Source organism: Blastococcus jejuensis (genome assembly GCF_039534705.1).
GTDB lineage: Bacteria > Actinomycetota > Actinomycetes > Mycobacteriales > Geodermatophilaceae > Blastococcus_B > Blastococcus_B jejuensis.
The window spans coordinates 152,729-175,848 of sequence record NZ_BAAAVV010000005.1; the positions used below are offsets into that span (position 1 = coordinate 152,729).

The 23,120-nt window shown below is 72.4% G+C and carries 21 protein-coding genes and 5 tRNA genes; 14 read left to right on the top strand and 12 right to left on the bottom strand.

What is annotated here, in order from left to right:
• Positions 1 to 53: 53 nt before the first annotated feature.
• The 4 genes from ABD644_RS12250 to ABD644_RS12265 all read right to left on the bottom strand — a co-directional run bounded on the left by ABD644_RS12250 (position 54) and on the right by ABD644_RS12265 (position 2,146).
• Positions 54 to 125, bottom strand: a tRNA-Val gene (locus ABD644_RS12250).
• A gap of 25 nt (positions 126 to 150) precedes the next feature.
• Positions 151 to 624 carry a TIGR02611 family protein gene (locus ABD644_RS12255; protein WP_344689173.1) on the bottom strand — a complete coding sequence of 158 codons (474 nt, stop codon included), beginning with the start codon at positions 622 to 624 and terminating at the stop codon, positions 151 to 153.
• 26 nt (positions 625 to 650) lie between these two features.
• Positions 651 to 1,481 carry an anti-sigma factor gene (locus tag ABD644_RS12260; RefSeq protein ID WP_344689174.1) on the bottom strand — a complete coding sequence of 277 codons (831 nt, stop codon included), beginning with the start codon at positions 1,479 to 1,481 and terminating at the stop codon, positions 651 to 653.
• Complete coding sequence (locus ABD644_RS12265) at positions 1,478 to 2,146, bottom strand: sigma-70 family RNA polymerase sigma factor (protein WP_344689175.1); 669 nt, start codon at positions 2,144 to 2,146, stop codon at positions 1,478 to 1,480. Before ABD644_RS12265 ends, ABD644_RS12260 begins: the two co-directional genes overlap by 4 nt.
• Positions 2,147 to 2,331: 185 nt before the next feature.
• On the opposite strand from ABD644_RS12265, the gene ABD644_RS12270 reads away from it, so the two are divergent.
• The 5 genes from ABD644_RS12270 to ABD644_RS12290 all read left to right on the top strand — a co-directional run bounded on the left by ABD644_RS12270 (position 2,332) and on the right by ABD644_RS12290 (position 4,068).
• Positions 2,332 to 2,799: an SsgA family sporulation/cell division regulator gene (locus ABD644_RS12270; protein WP_344689176.1), complete on the top strand. Its 468-nt coding sequence runs from the start codon at positions 2,332 to 2,334 to the stop codon at positions 2,797 to 2,799.
• A gap of 97 nt (positions 2,800 to 2,896) precedes the next feature.
• Positions 2,897 to 2,969: transfer RNA gene (locus ABD644_RS12275), tRNA-Gly, on the top strand.
• A 41-nt stretch (positions 2,970 to 3,010) separates the two neighbouring features.
• Positions 3,011 to 3,081, top strand: a tRNA-Cys gene (locus tag ABD644_RS12280).
• A gap of 55 nt (positions 3,082 to 3,136) precedes the next feature.
• Positions 3,137 to 3,211, top strand: a tRNA-Val gene (locus ABD644_RS12285).
• Between the two features lie 68 nt (positions 3,212 to 3,279).
• Complete coding sequence (locus ABD644_RS12290; RefSeq protein WP_344689177.1) at positions 3,280 to 4,068, top strand: alpha/beta hydrolase; 789 nt, start codon at positions 3,280 to 3,282, stop codon at positions 4,066 to 4,068.
• Here ABD644_RS12290 and ABD644_RS12295 read toward each other — a convergent pair.
• The gene (locus ABD644_RS12295) at positions 4,052 to 4,579 is read right to left on the bottom strand and encodes a GNAT family N-acetyltransferase (RefSeq protein WP_344689178.1); all 528 of its coding nucleotides are present in this window, start codon (positions 4,577 to 4,579) and stop codon (positions 4,052 to 4,054) included. The genes ABD644_RS12290 and ABD644_RS12295 overlap by 17 nt on opposite strands.
• Positions 4,576 to 5,172 (bottom strand): dephospho-CoA kinase, encoded by a 597-nt coding sequence (gene coaE, locus ABD644_RS12300; protein ID WP_344689179.1) that lies wholly within the window; start codon positions 5,170 to 5,172, stop codon positions 4,576 to 4,578. Before coaE ends, ABD644_RS12295 begins: the two co-directional genes overlap by 4 nt.
• Positions 5,173 to 5,319: 147 nt before the next feature.
• On the opposite strand from coaE, the gene ABD644_RS12305 reads away from it, so the two are divergent.
• Positions 5,320 to 5,592 carry a hypothetical protein gene (locus ABD644_RS12305; RefSeq protein ID WP_344689180.1) on the top strand — a complete coding sequence of 91 codons (273 nt, stop codon included), beginning with the start codon at positions 5,320 to 5,322 and terminating at the stop codon, positions 5,590 to 5,592.
• A gap of 115 nt (positions 5,593 to 5,707) precedes the next feature.
• On the opposite strand, the gene rpsA is transcribed toward ABD644_RS12305, so the two are convergent.
• Positions 5,708 to 7,183 (bottom strand): 30S ribosomal protein S1, encoded by a 1,476-nt coding sequence (gene rpsA / locus ABD644_RS12310; RefSeq protein WP_344689182.1) that lies wholly within the window; start codon positions 7,181 to 7,183, stop codon positions 5,708 to 5,710.
• A 220-nt stretch (positions 7,184 to 7,403) separates the two neighbouring features.
• On the opposite strand from rpsA, the gene ABD644_RS12315 reads away from it, so the two are divergent.
• Positions 7,404 to 8,258 carry a class I SAM-dependent methyltransferase gene (locus ABD644_RS12315; protein ID WP_344689183.1) on the top strand — a complete coding sequence of 285 codons (855 nt, stop codon included), beginning with the start codon at positions 7,404 to 7,406 and terminating at the stop codon, positions 8,256 to 8,258.
• Positions 8,259 to 8,335: 77 nt separating this feature from the next.
• On the opposite strand, the gene ABD644_RS12320 is transcribed toward ABD644_RS12315, so the two are convergent.
• A complete protein-coding gene (locus tag ABD644_RS12320; protein WP_344689184.1) occupies positions 8,336 to 11,290 on the bottom strand; it encodes an AfsR/SARP family transcriptional regulator in 2,955 nt (984 codons plus the stop codon).
• Between the two features lie 115 nt (positions 11,291 to 11,405).
• On the opposite strand from ABD644_RS12320, the gene ABD644_RS12325 reads away from it, so the two are divergent.
• The gene (locus ABD644_RS12325; RefSeq protein ID WP_344689185.1) at positions 11,406 to 12,056 is read left to right on the top strand and encodes a peroxiredoxin; all 651 of its coding nucleotides are present in this window, start codon (positions 11,406 to 11,408) and stop codon (positions 12,054 to 12,056) included.
• A 43-nt stretch (positions 12,057 to 12,099) separates the two neighbouring features.
• On the opposite strand, the gene polA is transcribed toward ABD644_RS12325, so the two are convergent.
• Positions 12,100 to 14,841 (bottom strand): DNA polymerase I, encoded by a 2,742-nt coding sequence (polA, locus tag ABD644_RS12330; RefSeq protein ID WP_344689186.1) that lies wholly within the window; start codon positions 14,839 to 14,841, stop codon positions 12,100 to 12,102.
• A 67-nt stretch (positions 14,842 to 14,908) separates the two neighbouring features.
• Between polA and ABD644_RS12335 the strand changes: the two genes are divergently transcribed.
• Positions 14,909 to 15,310, top strand: a complete 402-nt coding sequence (locus ABD644_RS12335) for a PaaI family thioesterase (protein ID WP_344689187.1) — start codon at positions 14,909 to 14,911, stop codon at positions 15,308 to 15,310.
• Between the two features lie 6 nt (positions 15,311 to 15,316).
• Here the strand turns inward: ABD644_RS12335 and ABD644_RS12340 are convergent, their stop codons facing one another.
• Positions 15,317 to 15,928: a GNAT family N-acetyltransferase gene (locus tag ABD644_RS12340; protein ID WP_344689188.1), complete on the bottom strand. Its 612-nt coding sequence runs from the start codon at positions 15,926 to 15,928 to the stop codon at positions 15,317 to 15,319.
• 274 nt (positions 15,929 to 16,202) lie between these two features.
• On the opposite strand from ABD644_RS12340, the gene ABD644_RS12345 reads away from it, so the two are divergent.
• Genes ABD644_RS12345 through ABD644_RS12360 form a run of 4 tightly spaced genes read left to right on the top strand, consistent with a single transcriptional unit; the run spans position 16,203 to position 20,411 of the window.
• A complete protein-coding gene (locus ABD644_RS12345) occupies positions 16,203 to 17,507 on the top strand; it encodes a branched-chain amino acid ABC transporter permease (protein ID WP_344689189.1) in 1,305 nt (434 codons plus the stop codon).
• Positions 17,508 to 17,510: 3 nt separating this feature from the next.
• Entirely contained in the window at positions 17,511 to 18,509 is a 999-nt protein-coding gene (locus ABD644_RS12350; RefSeq protein WP_344689190.1) for a branched-chain amino acid ABC transporter permease, read from the top strand.
• Positions 18,499 to 19,563 carry an ABC transporter ATP-binding protein gene (locus tag ABD644_RS12355; RefSeq protein ID WP_344689192.1) on the top strand — a complete coding sequence of 355 codons (1,065 nt, stop codon included), beginning with the start codon at positions 18,499 to 18,501 and terminating at the stop codon, positions 19,561 to 19,563. The genes ABD644_RS12350 and ABD644_RS12355 overlap by 11 nt, the downstream gene beginning before the upstream one ends.
• A complete protein-coding gene (locus tag ABD644_RS12360; RefSeq protein ID WP_344689193.1) occupies positions 19,560 to 20,411 on the top strand; it encodes an ABC transporter ATP-binding protein in 852 nt (283 codons plus the stop codon). The genes ABD644_RS12355 and ABD644_RS12360 overlap by 4 nt, the downstream gene beginning before the upstream one ends.
• A 361-nt stretch (positions 20,412 to 20,772) precedes the next feature.
• On the opposite strand, the gene ABD644_RS12365 is transcribed toward ABD644_RS12360, so the two are convergent.
• Together ABD644_RS12365 and ABD644_RS12370 are read right to left on the bottom strand one after the other, a co-directional pair.
• Entirely contained in the window at positions 20,773 to 22,110 is a 1,338-nt protein-coding gene (locus ABD644_RS12365; protein WP_344689195.1) for an ABC transporter substrate-binding protein, read from the bottom strand.
• Positions 22,111 to 22,344: 234 nt separating this feature from the next.
• Positions 22,345 to 22,944, bottom strand: coding sequence for an ANTAR domain-containing response regulator (locus ABD644_RS12370; protein ID WP_344689196.1), 600 nt, complete (start codon positions 22,942 to 22,944; stop codon positions 22,345 to 22,347).
• A gap of 73 nt (positions 22,945 to 23,017) precedes the next feature.
• On the opposite strand from ABD644_RS12370, the gene ABD644_RS12375 reads away from it, so the two are divergent.
• Positions 23,018 to 23,091 (top strand) — tRNA-Leu (locus tag ABD644_RS12375).
• The last annotated feature ends 29 nt before the right edge of the window (positions 23,092 to 23,120 follow it).

Genomic DNA, 23,120 nt, shown 5'->3' on the forward strand with positions numbered 1-23,120 from the left:
ACGACGAAGCCCCAGACCCTCCGCGTTCGGAGGACCTGGGGCTCGTCGTCCGGTGGGCGATACTGGGATCGAACCAGTGACCTCTTCGGTGTGAACGAAGCGCTCTACCGCTGAGCCAATCGCCCGGACGGCGTCGATTGTGCCAGACCGTCAGCGCCAGAGCGGGACCCACCCCGGCACCCAGTCGGGCACTCCGGTGACGTGCAGGGTGACCACGAGCACGCCGTACACGAACGCCGCGGTCGCCGCCGCGAGGAGCAGCCGGATCCACAGGGGCTGGTTGGTGACCCAGTCGGTCCAGCGCTTCACGTGCTTCTTCGTGAAGTCCAGCAGCCGCTCGGCCCACGTGAACTCGGTCGCGAGGACGAACAGGCCCGCGATGACGGTGAGCCACCCGGGCCCGGGCAGCGGGATCGTGACCAGCCCGAGGGCGACGATCATGCCGCCCACCACGCCGACGCAGACCCGGTAGCTGTGGTTGACCGTCCGGCGGCCGGCCAGCCGGCGGCGCCACCGGGTCTCGGCGATCCGCTCCCGGAGGCTGCGCATCTCGTCCGCGGCGTAGCGGGCGATCCGCTCGTCGTGGCTCTCCCGGTGGTGCTCGGGGCGATCCGGAGCTGCCACCGTCTCCTGTTCGCTCAGCTGTCCACCTACCCGATAGCGACGATCTCCGTCGGAGCCGGCGGAGCCTGCCGACCGGGTTCGAGACTGATGCCGTACCTGGCGTAGTCGTCGAGACCGGTCTCGCCCGAGCCTACGGTCTGGAGCGTCATCTGTGACCGGGTCACGTCGAAGGTGCCGAGCGCTCGTGGGTCTCCGTCGTCGAGACCCCACACGACGTAGGTCTCCGCGTCGGTGTCGTTGACCGACAGCCCGTAGCTGACGACGTCGACCCGGTCCTGACGGGCCACCACGGTGGCCACGGCGGTCCCGTCGTCGGCCGACAGCGCGGAGACGGTGGCCTCGCCGGGCGTGAGCAGCGCGTCCACGATGTCCTGCTGCTGCGCGACGGTCGCCCGGAGGTCGTCGCGGGAGTCGGCCAGGAACACGTTCCAGACGCCGAGGGCCACGGCGCCGAGCAGCGCCGCGGCGAGGGCGAGCGCCGGCAGGCGCCGCCGGAGGGACGGCGGGGCCGACTCCCGGGGCTCGACGGGGCGGTACCGCGGGAAGCCCGTGGCGGCCGGCGGCTCGGACGGTTCCCCGCCCGCCCCGGCGGGCACCTGCTCGGTCTCGGCGACGGCCGCGCGCAGGCGGTCGCGCAACTGGGGGGACGGCTCGGACCGCGGCAGGTCGGTGGCCATCGCCGCCATGACCTCCGAGGTCTCGGCCACGGTGCGCGCGCACCGCGGGCAGCCGGCGAGGTGCTCGGCGAAGACCGCCTCGTCCTCCGGCTCCAGCGCGTGCAGGGCCCAGCCGACGGCGAGCTCGTCGAAGGCGCGGTGGTCCTCGGGCGGGCGCGTCCCGCGTCCCGGCTCGCTCATCGTCCCGGCCCCTCGAACGCGGCCGGGCCGTCGAGGGCACCGCCCCGCGCCGTCGCCGACGCGTCGCCACCGGCCCCGGGCCCGCCGAGCTCCTCGCGGAGACGCCGCATCCCCGCGAGCATGCGCGTCTTCACCGTGCCCAGCGGCGTGCCGGTCAGCGCCGCCACCTCCCGTTGCGTGTACCCGCCGTAGTAGGCCAGCGTGAGCGCCTCGCGCTGGGTGGAACTGAGCTCGCCGAGGGCGGCACGCACCTGCTCGGCGACGACGCGGCGCCAGGCCTCGTCCTCCACGTCGCGGGTCGCGGTCGGGGCGTCGAGCTCCAACTCCTCCTCGGCCCGCGTCTGCCGCCGTCGCTGCGACTCCTCCCGCCGCACGGCGTCCACCGCCTTGTGGTGGACCACCGCCAGCAGCCAGGAGGCGAAGCTGCCGCGGGCGCGGTCGTAGGCGGCGGGATCGCGCCACACGCCGAGGAAGACGTCCTGCAGCACGTCCTCGGCCAGACCGTCGTCACCGAGGATGCGGCGGGCCAGGGCGAACGCGGGGCGCCGGAACCGCTCGTAGAGGTCGTCGACGGCGCTGCGGTCGCCCGCGCGGATGCGTCTGACCAGGTCGGCGTCGGCGACGTCGTCCTCTGGTCGCCGCGCCGCCCGACTCACGGTTCCCATGATCACACGCGGTGTTCGCATCCACCCGACCGTGCGGTTCACGACTTCACCCTCCGCGCGATTGGCCGGGCCCCGCAACGGGCATGACAGGGGGCGAGACAGACCCGTCAGCTGTGACGGGTGGGACGGAAGTGAAGGAAGTGCAATGCCGCGTCACCCCCGCACCGGATGGTCGTTGACCTGACATGCCGAGCCGATGGACCTCCGGGCACTCCTCCCCCATCACCCTGCAGCTGGTCGGTCCGCAGTCGTGGACCGAGGTACCGGCGATGCTCTGCTACGAGCCGGCCGACCCGTTCGCGGTCCGCATCGCCTTCGGCGACGTGGGCGACGAGAACGGTCAGGTCGACGCCGACGAGGCCGGCATCGCCTGGCTCGTGAGCCGCGAGCTGCTGCAGAGCGGACTGGACCGCCCCTCCGGCGACGGTGACGTCCGGGTGTGGCCGGCACACGCCGCGACCGACGTCCTGTTCCTGCACCTGCGCGCCCCGTCGGGCGAGGCGCTGTTCGAGCTGTCCCGCGCCACCGTCGCGGCGTTCCTCCGGCAGACCGAGGCGCTCGTCCCCTCCGGCTCGGAGAGCGGCATGCTCGCCCTCGACGACGAGCTGCAGGCGCTGCTGTCCGGCGGCGGCGCCGACCCGACAGGTCGCTGACCTGGGCGGACACCGACCGATCCCCCCGTCAGGGGCGCGCCGGGCACCCCCCGGCTTTGGCGCCCCCGACGACGTCGGTTAGAGTTCTGCACGCAACGCGGACGTGGCTCAGCTGGTAGAGCATCACCTTGCCAAGGTGAGGGTCGCGGGTTCGAATCCCGTCGTCCGCTCGGAACCTCGGGCGCTGGTCGAGAGACCGGCGCCCGTGTGCGGTGGAGTGGCCGAGAGGCGAGGCAACGGCCTGCAAAGCCGTCTACACGGGTTCAAATCCCGTCTCCACCTCGGCTCCTCGCGAGAGCTCGAGCGCGGAGGAGGGTCCGGCCACCCGGCCGGAGTAGGGCGATTGGCGCAGCGGTAGCGCGCTTCCCTGACACGGAAGAGGTCACTGGTTCGATCCCAGTATCGCCCACCACCTCGAGAACCCCAGGCCGGCCACAGGTCGCCTGGGGTTCTTGCTCTCCCCGGGGCAGGATCGTCGGCGTGGCCCACCTGCGAGTCGACTTCTTCTCCGACGCTCTGTCGCTGTCCACCTCGATGACGGTGCTGCTGCCCCAGCGCACGACGACGCAGGTCGGCCTCACCGGCCGGACCACCGAGGGCCCACCGCCGGTGCTGTATCTCCTGCACGGTCTCAGCGACGACGACACCATCTGGCTGCGCCGCACCTCGATCGAGCGTTACGTCGCACCGCTGGGCCTGGCCGTGGTGATGCCCCAGGTGCACCGGAGCTTCTACACCGACCAGGCCTACGGCGGCAGCTACTGGACCTTCCTCACCGAGGAGCTGCCCGCCCTGGTCGGCTCCTGGTTCCAGGTCTCCCAGCGGCGCGCGGACACCTTCGTCGCGGGCCTGTCGATGGGCGGCTACGGAGCGCTCAAGTGGGCGCTGCGGCAGCCCGAACGGTTCGCCGCGGCCGCGAGCCTGTCCGGGGCGGTGCACGTCGCCGGCCTGCGCACGCGGCGCGAGCGACCGGAGGACCCCCGCCTGTTCGACCGGGTGTTCGGCGACCGCGAGGTGGCCGGTGGGCCCGACGACCTGCTGCACCTGATCGGGCAGCCCGCCGCCGTACGTCCACCGCTCTACGTGTGCTGCGGCACCGAGGACCCGCTGATCGACGACAACCGCGCGCTCGTCGAGCGGAGCCGGGCCGCGGGGTTCGACGTGACGAGCGACTTCGGGCCCGGGGCGCACGACTGGGCTTACTGGGACGCCACCATCCAGGACGTCCTGGCCTGGCTGCCTCTGGAGGGTGCTACGCCAGCGTCTTGACGGCGACCACCCGACCACCCTCGACGACGGTCTGGAAGCCGAGTCGCTGCAGCACGTAGAGCGCCGATGCATTCTCCCGGCTCGTGTCCGCCCGCACCGCCCGCGCACCGTGCGCACGCGCCTGCTCCAGCACGTCCGCGATCGCCTTGCGAGCGACCCCCTTGCCGCGGGCCGCCCGGACGAGCCAGATCCCGGTCTCGAGGACGTCGGCGTCCGCCGTGCGCTTGAGCCGGACGGCGCCGACGACGTCGCCGTCGACGGCCACCGCCCAGGTGGCCTCGCCCAGCGGTCCGTCCAGCCCCGGCCGCCGGTCGCGGTGGAACCGGCGGAGCCACTCGATGCGCTCCGGACCCCACCGGCGCCCTGCGCCCAGCGCCGGTGTCACCTCGTCCGGTGCAGCGTCGGCGAGGGCGGCCCCCACCAGCCGGGCCAGCACCGACTCGTCCACGGGACTCAGCCCGACGGCCCGCGGCCGGCGCCGCCGCCACCGGTCGAGGACTCCCCACGTCATGACATCGACGGTGCCACGTGCTCGACCCAGAACCGGTCCACCTGGGCCGCCAGCTCCTCCGGCGTGCCGCTGTTGTCGAGGACGACGTCGGCGACGGCCCGGCGCTGCTCGTCGGTCGCCTGCGCGGCGATGCGCGCGCGGGCGTCGTCCTCCCCGAGGCCGCGCTGGACGAGCCGGGCGACGCGGGTGTCGACGTCGGCCTCGACGACGAGCACGAGGTCGAAGGAGCCGGCCTGCCCGGTCTCGACCAGCAGGGGGATGTCCTGGACGACGACGGCGTCCGCCGGCAGCGATCCGAGGATCTCGACCGACCGCGCCCGCACCAGCGGGTGCACGATCCCGTCGAGCCGCGCGCGGGCCGCGGGATCCCCGAAGACGACGGCGGCGAGCGCCGGCCGGTCCAGGCCACCGTCGGAGGTGAGCACGTCCGCGCCGAACGCCTCGGCGACGGCCGCCAGCCCGGGAGTGCCCGGCTCGACGACCTCGCGGGCGATCCGGTCGGCGTCGACCACGACCGCGCCGCGCTCGGCGAGCAGGACCGCGACGGTGCTCTTGCCCGATCCGATTCCTCCGGTCAACCCGATGCGCAGCACGCACGGACAGTAGCGATGGAGCCGAACGAGGTCACAGACGGATAACACGCGCCCGTCCAGCCCGGCGCGTCGCAGCAGTCACACCCGTAACACGCCATAACGTCCGCCTCGGCGATCTTCCCCCGCCGAGAGAGGCAGACACCGACCATGTCCAGTTCCACCGCCGTCGCTTCCCCGTCGACGCGTGCCGCCCGTCGCGGCGCGGGCCGTCACCGGCTCGGCTCGGCCACCGGCGTCCGCGTCAGCGATCTGCCCGCCGTCCGCGAGCGGATGCAGTTCCAGCGCTCGGCCCCCAAGCCGGCCAACTCGTTCCTGCGCTGGCTGTTCGCCGCGCCGCCCGCCGGCCGGCACACGTGGAGCTTCCTCGCCGGCAACGGCGGCCGCCCGCGGACCGCGTTCGCGATCATCCTCAGCCTCTGAACCCCGCGAAAGGGCCCGTGGACGTCGGTCCACGGGCCCTTTTCGCGCGCCCGGACAACGCCGAGGGCCCGGCACCCCCCAGGGGGTGCCGGGCCCTCGGACCGGTAGTGCTAGCTCACTCGCCGCCGGCGAGCTTGGCCCGCAGGGCCGCGAGCGCCTCGTCGCTGGCGAGCGTGCCGCCACCCGAGGCGGGCGCCTCGCCGGCCGGAGCCGCGGCGTCGCTCGAGTAGTTGCCGCCGGCCGCCGCCTCGGCGTCGGCCTCCTTGGCCGCCGCGATCTGCTTGCGGTGCGCCTCGAAGCGGGCCTGGGCCTCGGCGTACTGCTTCTCCCACGTCTCGCGGGCCTCGTCGAAGCCCTCGAGCCACTCGCCGGTCTCCGGGTCGAAGCCCTCGGGGTAGATGTAGTTGCCCTGCTCGTCGTACGAGGCGGCCATGCCGTAGGCGGCCGGGTCGAACTGCTCCTCGTCGCCGACGACGCCCTCGTTGGCCTGCTTGAGCGACAGCGAGATCCGGCGGCGGTCCAGGTCGATGTCGATGACCTTGACCAGGATCTCGTCGCCGACCTGCACGACCTGCTCGGGGATCTCGACGTGACGCTCGGCCAGCTCGGAGATGTGCACCAGGCCCTCGATGCCCTCGTCGACGCGCACGAACGCACCGAACGGGACGAGCTTGGTGACCTTGCCCGGGACGACCTGCCCGATCTGGTGGGTGCGGGCGAACTGACGCCACGGGTCTTCCTGCGTCGCCTTCAGCGACAGCGAGACGCGCTCGCGGTCCAGGTCGACGTCGAGGACCTCGACGGTGACCTCCTGGCCGACCTCGACGACCTCGGAGGGGTGGTCGATGTGCTTCCAGGACAGCTCGGAGACGTGCACCAGGCCGTCGACGCCGCCGAGGTCCACGAACGCACCGAAGTTGACGATCGAGGAGACGACGCCCGTGCGGACCTGGCCCTTGGCGAGCTTGTTGAGGAACTCGCTGCGCACCTCGGACTGGGTCTGCTCCAGCCACTGGCGACGCGAGAGAACGACGTTGTTGCGGTTCTTGTCGAGCTCGATGATCTTGGCCTCGAGCTCGCGGCCCACGTAGGGCTGCAGGTCGCGGACGCGACGCATCTCGACCAGCGAGGCGGGGAGGAACCCGCGCAGGCCGATGTCGAGGATCAGGCCGCCCTTGACGACCTCGATGACGGTGCCGGTGACGACCTCGTCGGCTTCCTTCTTGGCCTCGATCGTGCCCCAGGCGCGCTCGTACTGGGCGCGCTTCTTGGAGAGGATCAGCCGGCCTTCCTTGTCCTCCTTCTGGAGAACCAGGGCTTCCACCTCGTCGCCGACCTTGACGACCTCGTTCGGGTCGACGTCGTGCTTGATGGAGAGCTCACGCGAGGGGATGACGCCCTCGGTCTTGTAGCCGATGTCCAGCAGCACCTCGTCCCGGTCGACCTTGACGATGACGCCCTCGACGATGTCGCCATCGTTGAAGTACTTGATCGTCTGGTCGATCGCCGCGAGGAAGTCCTCGGCCGAGCCGATGTCGTTGATCGCGATCTGAGGAGTGGTGCTGTCGGGACGGACCTGAGTGGAGGTCATGTGGTTGGTTGCTCCGGACGGTTTATGCGTAGGGACAGGACACCCGCGGCCGGACGGCCGCGGGGATGATCAGCGGGGAGAGCCGGCGCGTGCGTTCCCCTGACCGGGGAGAGCACGACAGACCTCTGGCGCATTCCCCATGGTACGGACGCAGGGACCGCACGGTCCACCAGGGTCGGCCGCGAGGAACCGCCGCCCGGCGTGTCACGATCGGCGCGCCATGACCGAGCGACCATCCTCCCCCACCGGTCTCGCGCTGGGCAGCGACGGCTACCCGGCCGCCGGCGGGGTCGCCCGGCGTCCCGTGGGAGCCGACGAGTCGGCCCGCGCGAACCGCCGCTGGTGGGACGCCGCCGCGCCCGCGTACCTGGCCGAGCACGGCTCCGACCTGGGCGACGTCGAGTTCCTCTGGTGCCCGGAGGGACTGCGGGAGGACGACGCCCACCTGCTCGGCGACGTCCGGGGACGACGCGTCCTCGAGATCGGCTGCGGGTCGGCACCCTGCTCGCGCTGGCTGCGCCGAGCGGGCGCCGACGTCGTCGCGCTCGACCTGTCGGCCGGGATGCTGGCGCGCGCGGCGGCGCTGAACCGCTCGACCGGCATCGCCGTGCCGCTGCTGCAGGCCGACGCCGGGGCGCTGCCGCTGGCCGACGGGAGCGTCGACATCGCCTGCTCGGCGTTCGGCGGCCTGCCGTTCGTCGCCGACGCCGGCGCGGTGCTCGCCGAGGTGGCCCGGGTGCTGCGGCCGGGCGGTCGCTTCGTCGCCTCGGTCAACCACCCACTGCGCTGGCCGTTCCCCGACTCCCCCGACCCCGAGGACCTGCGGGTCGTCTCCTCCTACTTCGACCGCACGCCGTACGTGGAGACCGACGACGCGGGCCGCACCGTCTACGTCGAGCACCACCGCACGGTGGGCGACTGGGTGCGGGCCGTCGTCGGTGCCGGGCTGGTCCTGGTCGACCTGCTCGAGCCGGAGTGGACGCCGGGACGCACGCAGAACTGGGGCCAGTGGTCGCCCGAACGCGGCGCCCTGGTCCCCGGCACGCTGATCGTGGTGGCCGAAGCCGCCGGATAGACGCGAGAGCCGTGCCACGGCGTGGCTCTCGCAACAGCCCGGCGGCTCCGGCCCCCACTCGGCACGACCCGGCCTGCTCAGCCTGCCGTCGGCTCCAGCGAGAGCTCGAGGCCCAGGACCGCTTCGAGAGTCGGCGCACCGGCCAGTCCGGGCCCGCCCGCCGCCCGCCGTCGTGCCTCGACCCGCTCGGCGGCGCGGACCTCCTCCGGCGACGCCGTCACCCCGCTGGCCCGCCGGCGCTCGTCGGCGGCCGCCAGCAGGACCGCGGCCTCCTGGTGCCGGTCCCGCAGCGCCAGGTCGTCGGCGAGGCCGGTGAAGCACTCGGCCAGGCCCGCGTAGTCGCCGAGCTCGCAGCGCAGCCGGATCGCGTCGCGGAACAACGTCGCGCACCGGTCGTGGTCGCCGTGCGAGGAGGCGATGATCGCCAGGTTCTTGAACGTGGAGGCGGTGCACCGGCGGTCGCCCACCGCGCAGAGCTCGGCCAGCGCCCGTTCGTACATCGCGGCGGCGCGCTCGCGGTCGCCGCGCGCCCGCGAGATGTCGGCCAGGGTGCTCTGGGCGTGGGCCATCGCCGGCCGCTCGCCCAACGCCTCCCAGACGGCCAGCGCCCGTTCGCACAGCCGCGTCGCGCCGTCCAGGTCACCACGTTGCTGCAGGGTCACGGCGAGGTGGCGCAGAGCGGTGGCCTGGCCCCGCCGGCTGCCGAGCGCGGTGAACACGTCCAGCTCCTCGCGGGCCAGTGCCTCGGCGTGATCGCTCGCGCCGCGCCGTGCGGCGATGGCCCACGCCGTCGTCGCGGCGCGGCCCACGCGCCAGGTGTCGCCGAGCCGGTCGGCGATGGCCCGGGCCTCCGCCAGGCAGACGTCCGCCGCGTCCAGCGTGCCCTCGTCTCGGTGCGCGCACGCCAGCGCGACGAGTGCGGAGCACAGCCCCCGGTCGTCCCCGACCTCACGGAACAGCGCGACGGCGCGCTCGGCGGGCCGGCGGGCCAGCCGTGCCTCGCCGGGGTTGGCGGCGAGATCGGCCATCACGGTCAGCGCCCAGCCCTTCTCCGCGGCGGTCATCCCCTCGCCCCGGCGGTCGAGCAGTGCCGCGAGGTACGCGATCGCGAACCGCTCCCGCCAGCGCAGGTCCCAGTACGCCCAGAGGGCGACCGCGAGGTCAACCGCCAGCGCCGGATCGTGCTCCGCCGCCCAGTCGAGCGCGGCATGCACGTTGGGTTCCTCGGCCTCGATCCGGCGGATCCACTCCTCCTGCTCGGGACCGTGCAGCCGGGAATCCGCCGCCCGCAGGAACTCCAGGTAGTAGCGGGCATGCGCGCGCCGGACGTCGACCTCCTCGCCGGTGGCGGCCAGCAGCTCGAGCGCGAACAGCCGCAGCGTGTCGAGCAGCCGGAACCGCGCCGCGCCGCCGGCGTCGGCGTCCCGGACGAGCAGCGACTGGTCGACGAGCGCGGCGACGTGCGGTGCGGCGTCCTCTGGGGCGCAGACGGCAGCCGCCCCGGGGAGCGTCAACGTCGACGCGAAGACACCGAGGCGGGCGAACACCCGCTGGGTCGGCGCGGGCAGGAGCGCGTGGCTCCAGGCCACCATGTCCCGCAGGGTGCGCTGGCGGGCCGGGGCGTCGAAGCGGCGGTTGGCGAACTGCAGCCGCGCGTCCAGCCGGGCGGTGAGTTCGGCCGGTCCCAGGCTCCGGACCTGGCCGGCGGCCAGCTCCAGCGCCAGCGGCAGGCCGTCGAGGGCGCGGCAGATCTCCGGCACGGGCAACCGCGCGACGTCGTCGTCGGCGACTCCGGTGCGGCGCACCCGGTCCTCGAACAGCCGGCACGCCTCGTCCGCGGGCAGCGGTGCGAGGACCAGGACGCGCTCGCCGTCGACACCCAGGGGCTGCCGGCTGGTCGCGAGGACGTGCGCGCCGGGGCAGCTGCGGGCCACGCGGTCGACCAGCTCGGCGCACCGCGCGAGGAGGTGCTCGCAGTTGTCGACGACCAGCAGCAGCGGGCCCTGGTTGGCCAGGGCGGCGAGCACCGTGCCCTCCTCGTCGGCGTCCCGCGGATCCCCGACCGCCAGCGTCACCGCCACCTGGCGGACGACGAGGCCCGGGTCGGTCAGGCCGGCTAGATCGACCAGCCAGGCGCCCCCCGGGAAGTCCGCTGCGACCGCGGCCGCGGCCTCGACTGCCAGCCGGGTCTTGCCGACGCCGCCGGGCCCGGTGAGCGTGACCGGCGCGGCCCCGCGCAGCGCCGCGACCGCCCGCCGCAGCTCGTCGGTGCGGCCGACGAAGGAGGAGACGGGGAGCCGGATGTTGCCCCGTGACGGCGCGGCGGCCGGTGCCGGTGGAGGGTCGAGCGTGCCGTCGTGCCGGAGGATCGCCCGCTCCAGCGCGGTCAGCTCCTCCGCGGGCTCGATGCCCAGCTCGTCGGCGAGGCGACGGCGGTGCCGCTGGAAGACGTCGAGCGCCTCGACCTGCCGGCCCGAGCGATAGAGAGCGAGCATCAGCAGGCAGGTGAGGTGTTCGCGCCCGGGATGCGCAGCGGCGAGCTCCGCGAGACCGGCCACGACCTGAGCGTGCCGACCGGTGCCGATGTCGGCCTCCGCGCGGCGCTCGACCGCGACCAGCCGGAGCTCCTCCAGACGCGCCCGCTCCGCGACGACGAACGGGACGTCGGGCAGGTCGTCGAGCGCCTCCCCGCGCCAGAGGTCCAGGGCCCGGTCGATGGTCCCCTCGGCGAGCAACTGCTCGAAGCGGACGGTGTCGACGTCGCCGTCCACCCGGTAGCCGCCACCGACGGTGACCAGTTCGGCCGCACCCAGGGCGTGGCGCAGCTCGGAGACGTACTTCTGCACGGTCTTCGCCGCGGTCGGCGGCGGGTCGCCGCCCCACACGTCGTCGGCGAGCCTCCCGACGGGCACCGCGCGGCCGGGGGCGAGCAGGAGACGGGCGAGCACGGCGCGCTGCCGGGGACCCCCGAGCGGGACCGAGCGGCCGTCGCGGACCGCCTGCACGGGGCCGAGGAGGCCGTACTGGATCACGCCCGCTGCCCGCGTCCTCGTCCCACCGGACTCCCACCGTCCTGGAACCACCGCTTGCGAGCGTCATGGTGCTCCGGGACTCCCCGGGCGGCAATCACCTCAGAAGGGGACGGACATGACGCAGACGACGGTGCGGCAGCCGCTGCGTCTCGGCGACGAGGCGCCCGACTTCACCGCGGAGACGACGGAGGGGCCGCTGCGGTTGCACGAGTGGCTCGACGGCGGCTGGGGGCTGCTGTTCTCCCACCCGCGGGCCTTCACTCCGGTCTGCACGACGGAACTGGGCGCGGTGGCCCGGATCCGCGGCGAGTTCGACCGGCGCGGCGCGAAGGTGCTGGGGCTGAGCGTGGACCCGGTGGACGACGTCCTCCGGTGGTCCCGGGACATCGACGAGACCCAGGGCAGCGCGCCCAACTTCCCGATCGTCGCGGACGCCGACGGCTCGGTCGCGGCGCTCTACGGGATGATCCATCCGAACGCCGACGACACCGCGACGGTGCGCTCGGTGTTCGTGATCGGGCCGGACAAGAAGGTCAAGCTGATGCTGACCTACCCGATGAGCACCGGCCGCAACTTCACCGAGATCCTCCGCGCGATCGACTCTCTGCAGCTGACCGCGAAGTACAAGGTGTCCACGCCGGCCGACTGGCACCAGGGCGAGGACGTGTTCATCATCCCGGCGGTCGGCGACGAGGAGGCTCGCCAGCGGTTCCCCGCCGGCTGGACGGCCGCGAAGCCCTACCTCCGGGTGGTCAGCCAGCCGTGATGAGGGCGGGGGCGGCGCGCGCTGCGCCGCCCCCGCCCCGTCGTCAGTGCGCGGCGGCGTCCCAGCTCGCGCCGAAGCCGACCGACACCTCGAGCGGCACGGAGAGCTCCGCCGCGCCGGCCATCTCGCGCCGGACGAGGGCCTCCAGCTTCTCCTTCTCCCCCGGCGCGACCTCGAGCACGAGCTCGTCGTGCACCTGCAGCAGCATGCGCGAGCACAGCCCCTCGGCCTCGATCGCCTTCTCCACGTTCAGCATCGCCACCTTGATGACGTCGGCCGCCGAACCCTGGATCGGTGCGTTGAGCGCCATCCGCTCGGCCATCTCGCGGCGCTGCCGGTTGTCGCTGGTCAGGTCGGGCAGGTAGCGGCGCCGGCCGAGGGTGGTCTCGGTGTAGCCGGTCAGCCGTGCCTCCTCCACCACCGTGTCGAGGTAGTCGCGGATGCCGCCGAACCGCTCGAAGTAGGCGTGCATCTGCTCGCGCGCCTCCTCCGGGGAGATGCGCAGCTGCTGCGACAGGCCGTACGCGCTCAGCCCGTAGGCCAGGCCGTAGCTCATCGCCTTGATCCGGCGGCGCATCTCGGGGTCGACGTCCTCGATCGGGATGTTGAACGCCCGGGAGGCGACGAAGGAGTGCAGGTCCTCCCCCGACGTGAACGCCTCGATCAGCCCCTCGTCGCCGGAGAGGTGGGCCATGATCCGCATCTCGATCTGGCTGTAGTCGGCGGTCATCAGCGACTCGTAGCCCTGGCCGACGACGAACGCCTGCCGGATCCGGCGGCCCTCGGCGGTCCGGATCGGGATGTTCTGCAGGTTGGGGTCGGTCGAGGACAGCCGCCCGGTCGCGGCGATCGTCTGCTGGAAGGTGGTGTGGATGCGGCCGGCGTCGTCGACCATCGGGATCAGCCCGTCGATGACCGTCCGCAGCCGGGTGACGTCGCGGTGCCGGAGCAGGTGCTCGAGGAACGGATGCCCGGTGCTCGCGAGCAGGTTGGTCAGGGCCTCGGCGTCGGTCGTGTAGCCGCTCTTGATCTTCTTGGTCTTGGGCAGGCCCAGCTCGTCGAAGAGGACCGTCTGCAGTTGCTTGGGCGAGCCGAGGTTCACCTCGCGGCCGATCACCGCGTAGCACTCCGCCGCCGCCGCGGCGACGCCGTCGGCGAACTCGCGCTGCAGGTCGCGGAGGAACTCCAGGTCGGCCGCGATGCCGCGGTACTCCATGGCCGCGAGCACGCGGGTGAGCGGCAGCTCGATCCCGCCGAGCAGGGCGTCACCGCCCCGGGACCCGAGCACCTGCTCCAGGGCGTCGGACAGGTCGTTGACCGCCACGGCCTTGAGGACGTCGGCCTTCGCGGCCTCCGCCGCGATGTCGTCCTCGGTCGGGCCGAGCCCGTCGAGGGTGAGCTGCCCCTCGGGCTCGGCGGCGTTCGTGAGCTCTCGGCGCAGGTAGCGCACCGCGAGGTCGCCCAGGTCGAAGGAGCGCTGCCCCGGCAGGGCCAGGTAGGCGGCGAGCGCGGTGTCGCTGACGACGCCGTTCAGCTCCCACCCCCGCGCCCAGATGGCCAGGTACGGGCCCTTGACCTCGTGCACGACCTTCTGGGTGGCCGGGTCGGCCAGCCACGCGGCCAGCGCCTGCTCGTCGGCGGCGTCGAGGTCGGGGCCCAGGTCGACGAACGTGGCGTGGTCGTCGGCGGCGGCCAGCGCCAGCCCGGTCAGCTCACCGGTGCCCCGCCCCCAGGTGCCGCGGAAGATGATGCCGGTGCGGCCGGTCCGGGCGTGCGCGGCCAGCCACTCCCCCAGCCCACCGGCGTCGACCTCGTCGGGGGTGACGTCGAAACCGCCATCGACCTCCGGCTCCGCGCTGGTCAGCGTGGCGAACAGCCGGTCGCGCAGGACGCGGAACTGCAGGTTGTCGAAGAGGGTGTGCACCTCGTTGCGGTCCCATGCCTGGACGGCGAGGTCGCCGGGCCCGAGCTCGAGCGGGACGGCGCGGTCCAGTTCGGTGAGCCGCCGGTTCTGCATGACCGACGACAGGTGCTCGCGCAGCTTCTCGCCGACCTTGCCCTTCACCGTGTCGACCTGGTCGACCAGCACGTCGAGGGAGCCGTACTCCCGCACCCACTTGGCCGCGGTCTTCTCCCCCACGCTCGGGATGCTGGGCAGGTTGTCGCTCGGGTCGCCCCGCAACGCGGCGAAGTCGGGGTACTGCGCCGGGGTCAGGCCGTACTTCTCCTCGACCGCATCCGGCGTGAAGCGGGTCAGGTCGGAGACGCCCTTGCGCGGGTAGAGCACGGTGACGTGCGGGTTGACGAGCTGGAGCGCGTCGCGGTCGCCGGTCGCGATCAGCACGTCCATGCCGTGCTCGACCGCCTGCACGGTGAGGGTGGCGATGACGTCGTCGGCCTCGTAGCCCTCGGCGGTGATCACCGGCACGCGCAGCGCGCCCAGGACCTCCTGGATGAGGCTCACCTGGCCGCGGAAATCGGTGGGGCTCTCGGCCCGGTTGGCCTTGTACTCGGCGAAGATCTCGCTGCGGAACGTCTTGCGACCGACGTCGAAGGCGACGGCGAGGTGGGTGGGCTGCTCGTCACGCAGGATGTTGATCAGCATCGACGTGAAGCCGTAGACGGCGTTGGTCGGCTGCCCGGTGGTGGTGGAGAAGTTCTCCACGGGCAGCGCGAAGAACGCGCGGTAGGCCAGCGAGTGCCCGTCGAGGAGCAGCAGCCGCGGCCGAGGCCCGGGAGCGGTGGCGGTGGGCGCGGGCGCGGAGGTGGAGACCGGAGCGGACATCGGTGCCGATCCTAGGTGCCACCGGTGACAGGCCAGGGGCCGCGGCACGGTTGGCTACCGTGCCCCCGTGACCACCGCTCCTCCCGCCTGGGCTCCCGCCGACACGATCAGCCCGCTCGACGACAAGCTCGGCATCCGGATCACCGACTACGACCCGGACCGCTTGGTCGCCACGATGCCGGTGGAGGGCAACGAGCAGCCCTACGGCCTGCTCCACGGTGGCGCCACGTGCGCACTGATCGAGTCGATCGGGTCCTGGGCGGCGGCGCTGCACGCCGGGCCGGAGCGGCAGGTCGTGGGCATCGAGCTCAACGTCAGCTATCTGCGCGCGGCAACGTCCGGCGTGGTGACGGCGGTGTGCACGCCGGTCCGCCGGGGCCGGACGCTGGCCACCTTCCTCGTCGAGGTCAGCGACGAGGGCGGCAACCCGACCGCGACCGGCCGGCTGACCTGCCTGACCAAGAGCTGACCCGGCTCACCCCTCGGCCCCCGCCGCGGTGGGCAGCGGCCGGACCACCGGCCGCCGGCGCACCGGCCCCCGGCGCGGAGCGGGGATCGGCAGCCAGCTGCGCTGCCAGGCGGTGAGCGACCGGGTCAGCGACTCGAGCGCGACGATCCGCCGGGTGGTCAGCGGCGCGAAGCCCATGCGGGCGAAGAAGCGCTGGCGCTCGGCCTCATGCCCCCCGACCGCGGCGACGACGTGGGCCGCCCCCGTCTCCCGCGCGTAGGCGGCCGCGGCGGCGAGCAGCGCAGCACCCACCCCACGGCGCCGGTGCGCGCGGTGGACGACCAGGTTGTCGACCGTGACCTGCGGGATGCCCAGCAGGACCGACAGCGGGTCGGTGCCGAGGATGGCCAGGCCGACCGCCGTCTCGCCCTCGGTGCCGCCGGCCGTGGCGTTCGGCCCCGGGACGACGGCCAGGACGACGCGGTGGTCGGTGGCCGCCAGGAGCCGGCGGAACCCGGCGGCCGCGGCCGCGCCGGGGACCTGGCCGGTGAGCACCTCTTCGGCGTGGGCGTCGGCGCGGTGCTGGCGGACCAGCGCCAGGACAGCGGGCAGGTCGTCGGGACGCGCCGTACGCGTCACCACGCGGGACCGTGAACCGATTCCTGACACAGGAGCCCTCCCCTGGACGGTGCGAGGAGACTGCACCTGCACGGGGCCGTGATCACGGCGACGCGCCGGTGGTGCACATCGATTGCACCACCGCGTGTCGCGGAATGGTCACAGGTGAGGCGCAAGGAGACAGCTGAGCAACACGAGCAGGTTAGGGTCCCTGCTCAACTCATCCGCCCTGGGAGGTCGAGTGACGCACGCGGTAGACCGTGTCCGACGACGCGGTCGACGATCGGGCCCTCCGGTGCCCCTGGCCGGCACCGTGGCCTCCGGGCCCACGGCGGCCCGTCGCCGCCACCTGGTGCGCCTGCTGCTGGTCGCCCTCTTCGGCCTGGGCATCGCGATGGTCGTGCCCGGCATCGCGCAGGCCGAGGGCGAGGCCGTGGCGGGCACGCTGACGACCAGCCGGTCCGGCCCCATCGAGGGCGTGGAGATCACGGTCAGCACCCCGGACGGCGACGAGGTCGAGGTCGTCGAGAGCGACGCCGACGGCCGCTGGTCGGTCGACCTGCCGGGCCCCGGCCAGTACGTCGTCAGCATCGACGCCGAGGCGCTGCCCGACGGTGTCACCCTCAGCGGCGAGGACAGCCGCACGGTCACCGTCGACACGGGCCGCCGGCAGCCGGTTGCCTTCGGGCTCGTCGACGGCTCCAGCGGATCGGGCAGCGGCGGGGTACGGGCGATCCAGCTGCTCGTCGACGGGCTGCGGTTCGGCCTGTTGATCGCGATCTGCGCCGTCGGCCTGTCGCTGATCTACGGGACGACAGGGCTGACCAACTTCGCCCACGGCGAGCTGGTCACGATCGGGGCCATCGCCGCGTGGTTCATCAACGTCGAGGGCGGGGTCCCGCTGATCCTGGCCGCCCTGATCGCGATGGTGGTCGGGGCGGCGGTCGGCGCGGTCAACGAGCTGGGACTGTGGCGGCCCCTGCGACGCCGCGGGACGGGACTGATCGCGGCGCTCGTCGTCTCGATCGGGCTGTCGCTGCTGCTCCGCTACCTGGTGCAGATCGTCTACGGCGGCCGGTCGAACCCCTACGGGGACTACCAGACGGGGCGCTCGGTCGACTACGGCCTGTTCCGCATGACCAACGCGGACCTGTTCACGATCATCATCTGCGTCGTCGTGCTCGTCCTGGTCGCCCTCATGCTCCAGCGGACCAAGATCGGCAAGGCCATGCGGGCGGTCGCCGACAACCGCGACCTCGCCGCGTCGTCCGGCATCGACGTCAACCGGGTGATCCTGGTGGTGTGGGTGCTGGGCGGGGCGCTGGCCGCCCTGGGGGGCGTGCTGCTCGGCCTGTCGGACCAGGTGCAGTGGGACATGGGCTTCCGGCTCCTGCTGCTGATGTTCGCCGGCGTGACCCTCGGCGGGCTCGGCACCGCATACGGCGCACTGGTCGGCAGCCTCGTGGTGGGTGTGTTCGTCCAGATGTCGACCCTGGTCATCCCGAGCGACGTCAAGTACGTCGGAGGTCTGCTGCTCTTGATCGTCATCCTCGTCATCCGGCCCCAGGGGATCCTGGGCAGCCGCGCACGGATCGGCTGAGCCATGGGTGAGTTGATCGACGCGCTGTCCACCGCGCTCAAGGCGGGCCTGGGCTTCCAGGCCATCTTCTTCGCGCTGCTCGCCATCGGCATCAACGTGCAGTTCGGGTACACCGGCCTGCTCCAGTTCGGGCAGATCGCCTTCGCGATGCTCGGCGCCTTCGGGATCGCGGTCTCGGTGACCCAGTGGGGCCTGCCGTTCTGGGTCGGCGTCCTGATCGGCGTCGTCGCCTCGATCGTGCTCGCGCTGCTGCTCGGTCTGCCGACCCTGCGGTTGCGCGCCGACTATCTGGCGATCGCGACGATCGCGGCGGCGGAGGGTCTGCGACTGCTGTTCCGGTCCGTGGGCTCGACCCCGGTCACCGGCGGCACGCGCGGCCTGGCGGCCTTCAACCGGGACTTCATCAGCCTGGCGCCCTGGGAGACGAGCAAGCGGTACTCGATCCTCGGCACGACCTGGTCGGGCTCCGAGCTGTGGGTCGTGCTGATCGGCTGGCTCGTGGTGGCCCTGTCGTGCCTCCTGATCTGGTTGCTCATGCGGGCGCCGTGGGGCCGCGTCGTGAAGTCCATCCGCGAGGACGAGGACGCGGTGCGGGCCCTGGGCAAGAACGTCTACGTCTACAAGATGCAGGCGCTGGTGCTCGGCGGTGTGTTCGGTGCGTTCGCCGGCATGGTCTACGCGGTGGGCACCGGGTCGGCGATTCCCGACCAGTACCAGAACGCCAACACGTTCCTCGCCTACGCGGCCCTGATCCTCGGTGGCGCGGCGCGGGTGCTGGGGCCGGTCGTGGGCGCGATGCTCCTGCTGTTCATCATCCAGTTCGCCGACACCGGCCTCCGGACCCTGATCAACAAGGGAATCATCCCCGAAGGGCTCCTGACCGCGACCGACGTGGCGCAGATCCGCTTCGTGCTCGTCGGCCTGGGGCTCATCCTGTTGATGGTGTTCCGCCCGCAGGGCATCTTCGGCGACCGACGAGAGGTGATGCTCGATGCCCGCTGACCCGACCCCACACGGTTCCACCGCGTCCGGGGCGGCCGCGTCCGGCGCGTCGCCGCAGGGCTACCACCCCGGCCAGACCGGTGGGTTCCGGCACGGCGACACACCCCAGCGACTGGCCCAGATCGCGCTCCGCGACGTGCCCTGGGAGGTCGGCGTCGCCAAGCCGGACCCCGCGATCGTCGTCGACGACGTCACGCGGTCCTTTGGCGGCCTCACGGCGGTGTCGGTGGACCACCTGGAGATCCAGCGCGGCGGGATCACCGGCCTGATCGGCCCCAACGGCGCCGGCAAGACGACGCTGTTCAACCTGCTGACCGGGTTCGACCAGCCCAACAGCGGGACGTGGTCGTTCAACGGGCGCTCGCTCGGCAGCCTCTCCCCGCACCAGGTCGCTCGGCTGGGCGTCGTCCGGACGTTCCAGCTGACCAAGGCCCTCTCCCGGCTGACCGTGCTGCAGAACATGCTGCTCGGCGCCCAGGGGCAGCGGGGCGAGAGCTTCCTGCGTGCCCTCGTGCCCGGCACGTGGAAGGCCCAGGAGAAGGAGAACACCGAGCGGGCGATGTCGCTGCTCGAGCGCTTCAAGCTCGCGCCGAAGAAGGACGACTTCGCGGGCACCCTCTCCGGCGGCCAGCGCAAGCTGCTGGAGATGGCGCGCGCCCTGATGAGCGACCCCCAGGTGGTCATGCTCGACGAGCCGATGGCCGGGGTGAACCCGGCCCTCACGCAGAGCCTGCTCGGACACGTTAAGGACCTGCGCGAGCAGGGCATGACCGTGATCTTCGTCGAGCACGACATGGACGTCGTCCGGGACATCAGCGACTGGGTGGTGGTCATGGCCGCCGGTCGGATCATCGCCGAAGGACCGCCGGAGTCGATCAGCCAGAACCAGGCCGTCGTGGACGCCTACCTCGGCGCCCACCACGACGCCCCCCTCACGGTCGAGGAGGAGGACCGCGTCCTCGCCGAGGCCGAGCAGGCGATCGCCCGCGAGGAGCACACCGACGGCGACGTCCTCAGCTCCGACGGCACCACCCAGGAGAGGACCGAGCGATGAGCGATCCGCTGTTCGAGGTCGACGAGTCCGACGAGGGCGTCACCCGGGCCGACACGGTCGCCTCGACCGAGATCTCACCCGCCGAGAAGGCCGCGACGCGCGAGGAACACGTCCGCCTCGCCGAGGGTGCGCTGGTGCGGGCCGACGACCTCGTCGCCGGCTACGTGCCCGGCGTGAACATCCTGCGCGGCTGCGACTTCTACCTGCAGGACGGCGAGCTGGTCGGCATCATCGGCCCGAACGGTGCGGGCAAGTCCACGCTGCTCAAGGCGCTGTTCGGGCTCATCCCGGTGCGGTCGGGTCAGGTCACGCTCCGCGGCGAGAACATCACCTCCGCCCCCGCGCACCGCCTCGTGTCGCTGGGCGTCGGGTACGTGCCGCAGAACAACAACGTGTTCCCCTCGCTGACCATCGAGGAGAACATGCAGATGGGGGTCTACCTGCGCCCCAAGTCCTTCAAGGAGCGGTTCGACTACGTCATCGACCTCTTCCCGCTGCTCGGCGAGCGGCGCAAGGGCAAGGCCGGATCCCTGTCGGGCGGCGAGCGCCAGATGGTGGCGATGGGCCGGGCCCTGATGATGGACCCGTCGGTTCTCCTGCTCGACGAGCCCTCGGCCGGCCTCTCCCCCGCCTACCAGGACGAGGTCTTCATCCGCTGCCGGCGGATCAACGCCACCGGCGTCTCGATCATCATGGTCGAGCAGAACGCGCGCCGATGCCTGCAGATCTGCGACCGCGGATACGTCCTCGACCAGGGGCGGAACGCCTACACCGCGACGGGCGAGTCGCTCATGCACGACCCGAAGGTGATCGAGCTCTACCTGGGCACGCTGGCGAAGGCGCAGTAGCCCCGCTGCTGCCCCCGATCGGCCGTTCCGTCCTCGGAGCGGCCGATCGGTCGTTCCGGGGGCCTTCACGGGCAGAGACCAGGACCTGGACCAGGACCTGGACCTCCAGACCCTCGTGCTCTGCCCACACCCGTGGGCAGAGCACAAGGTTCCAAGGATCGGTACCGAGCGAGCGGCGGCTCCCCCGTCGCCGGGAGCGCAGGCGCCCGTGCCCCGGACAGCCGCGAGCGCCCCGGACAACACCGTGGCCCGGACAGCACAGTGGCCCGGCACCTCGCGGGTGCCGGGCCACTGCTGGCGGTGCTACCGGGTCAGCCGACCCGGCCGGACTCAGCGCTGCACGCTCACAGCGCTTCGTGCCTCAGCGCTGGGGACCGATGCCCTCAGCGTTCAGGCCCTGGATGATCTTCGAGGACTCCTCGAACCCGATGACGATGATCGCGTCGGGGTTGAGGTCGACCATCTGCTGCACCTCGGCGTCGAAGTTCGCCGCCGTCGGGTCATAGATGACCGGCTCGGGGACCTGCTCCTCGGTGAGACCACCGTCGAGCAGGTTGGTGCGGGTGTTCTCGGCCAGGCCGGTGCCGTACGGGTCGTTCAGGGCCAGGATCCCGACGGTGTTGTTGCCGTCCTCGAGGATGAGGTCGGCCAGCGCGCGGGCCTGCAGCAGGTCCGGCGGGGCGGTGCGGAAGTACAGGCCGTTGTCGTCGTACGTCGTGAAGATGTCCGAGGTGTTGGCCGGGGAGATCTGCATGACGCCGGCACCGGTGATGGTGTCGATGACGGTCTGGCTGACGGCCGACGAGGCAGCGCCGACGATGACGTTGGCACCGGCCTGCAGGAGGCGGTCGACGGACTGCGTCGCGGTGTCGGTGGAGGTGTCACCGGAGTCGGCACCCTCGGCACGGACCGGGGCACCGAGCACGCCGCCCGCGGCGTTGATGTCGGCGATCGCCAGGTTGAAGCCGGCGACCTCCGGGGGGCCGAGGAAGGCGAGGCTGCCGGTCAGCGGAAGGAGGGAGCCGATGACCAGCGGCTCGCTGGTCGTACCGGCCGGGGCCGGGGCCGGACCCTCGTCGGTGGCAGCGTTCTCCTCGTCACCGGCGATCACGTACTGCGTGGCGTCGTTGTCGAGCGCGTTGTCCGCGCCGAACTGCAGCAGGGCGAAGCTGGCGGCGGCGGGCTCACCGGCGTCGGTGAACGCCAGGGGGCCGGTGATGCCGTCGTAGTCGGGGTTCCCGCCGGCGTTGATGATCTCGAGGCACGCCTGGAAGGTCTCGCACTTGTCGCCGCCGAAGGTGACGCCGTTGACGTAGGCCTTGAAGACGTTCGCGTCGTTCGTGCCGGCCATCTGCGCGGCCAGCGCGGAGATCATGACGGCGTCGTAGGTCTCACCGGCGTAGTTGTAGTCCTGCAGCTCGGGGTCGATCTCGAGCAGCCGGTCGGTGAAGTCGGAGCCGAGCTCGGTGAGGGGCGTGGTGCCCTTCATCCCGGCGAGAGCGCCGTCCTCGTCGAAGTCCTCACCGAGGGCGTTACCCATGTTGCCGTCGGTGCCGTAGATGTTGACCTGCTTCTCACCGCTGTCGCCGCCGGCGTTGTCGCCGCCGCCGTTGTCGTCGCTGCCGCCGCCACAGGCGGTCAGAGCGAGGAGGGCAGCACCGGTGGCGGCGATGCCGCGGGCCGTGGTGCGAGTGCGCATCAAGCAACTCCCAGTGTCAGTTCCGTGCGTCGCCGGACGGGCTCGCAGGACGAACCAGCCGCTCGGACGCCCGATCGGTGCGGTGAACCTAGCTCCCCCGAGAACGGTTGCACCCGCGCCCACAGCCACTGTGATGAGGTCGTGACCTGACGATCAAGCCCGCAATCGGCCGCGGAACGAGCGGAACGGCGGCGTCACGACGCCGTCATACCCGCGCACCGCGACAGCGCTCGATCAGGCCGGGGAGCCCTCGTCGGCCGTCCCGGGCGCCAAGATCGACTCGGCCAGCGCCTTCATCGACGTCCGCTGGTTCATCGCCGTCCGCTGGATCCACCGGAAGGCCTCGGCCTCCGTCATCCCCTGCTCGGCCATGAGCACGCCCTTGGCCTTCTCGACGACCTTGCGGGTCTCGAGCCGGTCCTCCAGCGTGCGGACCTCGCCGTCGAGGGCCGTCATCTCCGAGAAGCGCGCCCGCGCCACCTCGATGGCGGGCACCAGGTCGTTCTTGGAGAACGGCTTCACCAGGTAGGCCATGGCACCCGCGTCACGGGCGCGCTCCACCAGCTCGCGTTGGCTGAAGGCGGTCAGCACGATCACCGGGGCGAGGCGCTCGCCGGCGATCTGCTCCGCGGCCGACAACCCGTCGAGGACCGGCATCTGGATGTCGAGGATCACCAGGTCCGGCGCCAGCGCCCGCGCCTGGTCGACGGCCTGCTGACCGTCGCCGACCTCCGCGACGACCTCGTAGCCCTCTTCCTCCAGCATCTCCTTCAGGTCGAGCCGGATGAGGGCTTCGTCCTCGGCGATCAGGACCCTGGTCGTCTCGCTGCTCACGGGCGGGAAGCCTAGCCATGACGGCCGGGGAGCACCTCCCCGATAGGCTGCTCGGGCGCCGGGCACCCGGCACGCCCCCGTACCCCAATCGGCAGAGGGAGCGGATTCAAAACCCGCGCAGTGTGCGTTCGAGTCGCACCGGGGGCACCGACGAGCCGACTCCAGTACGGGGTTGG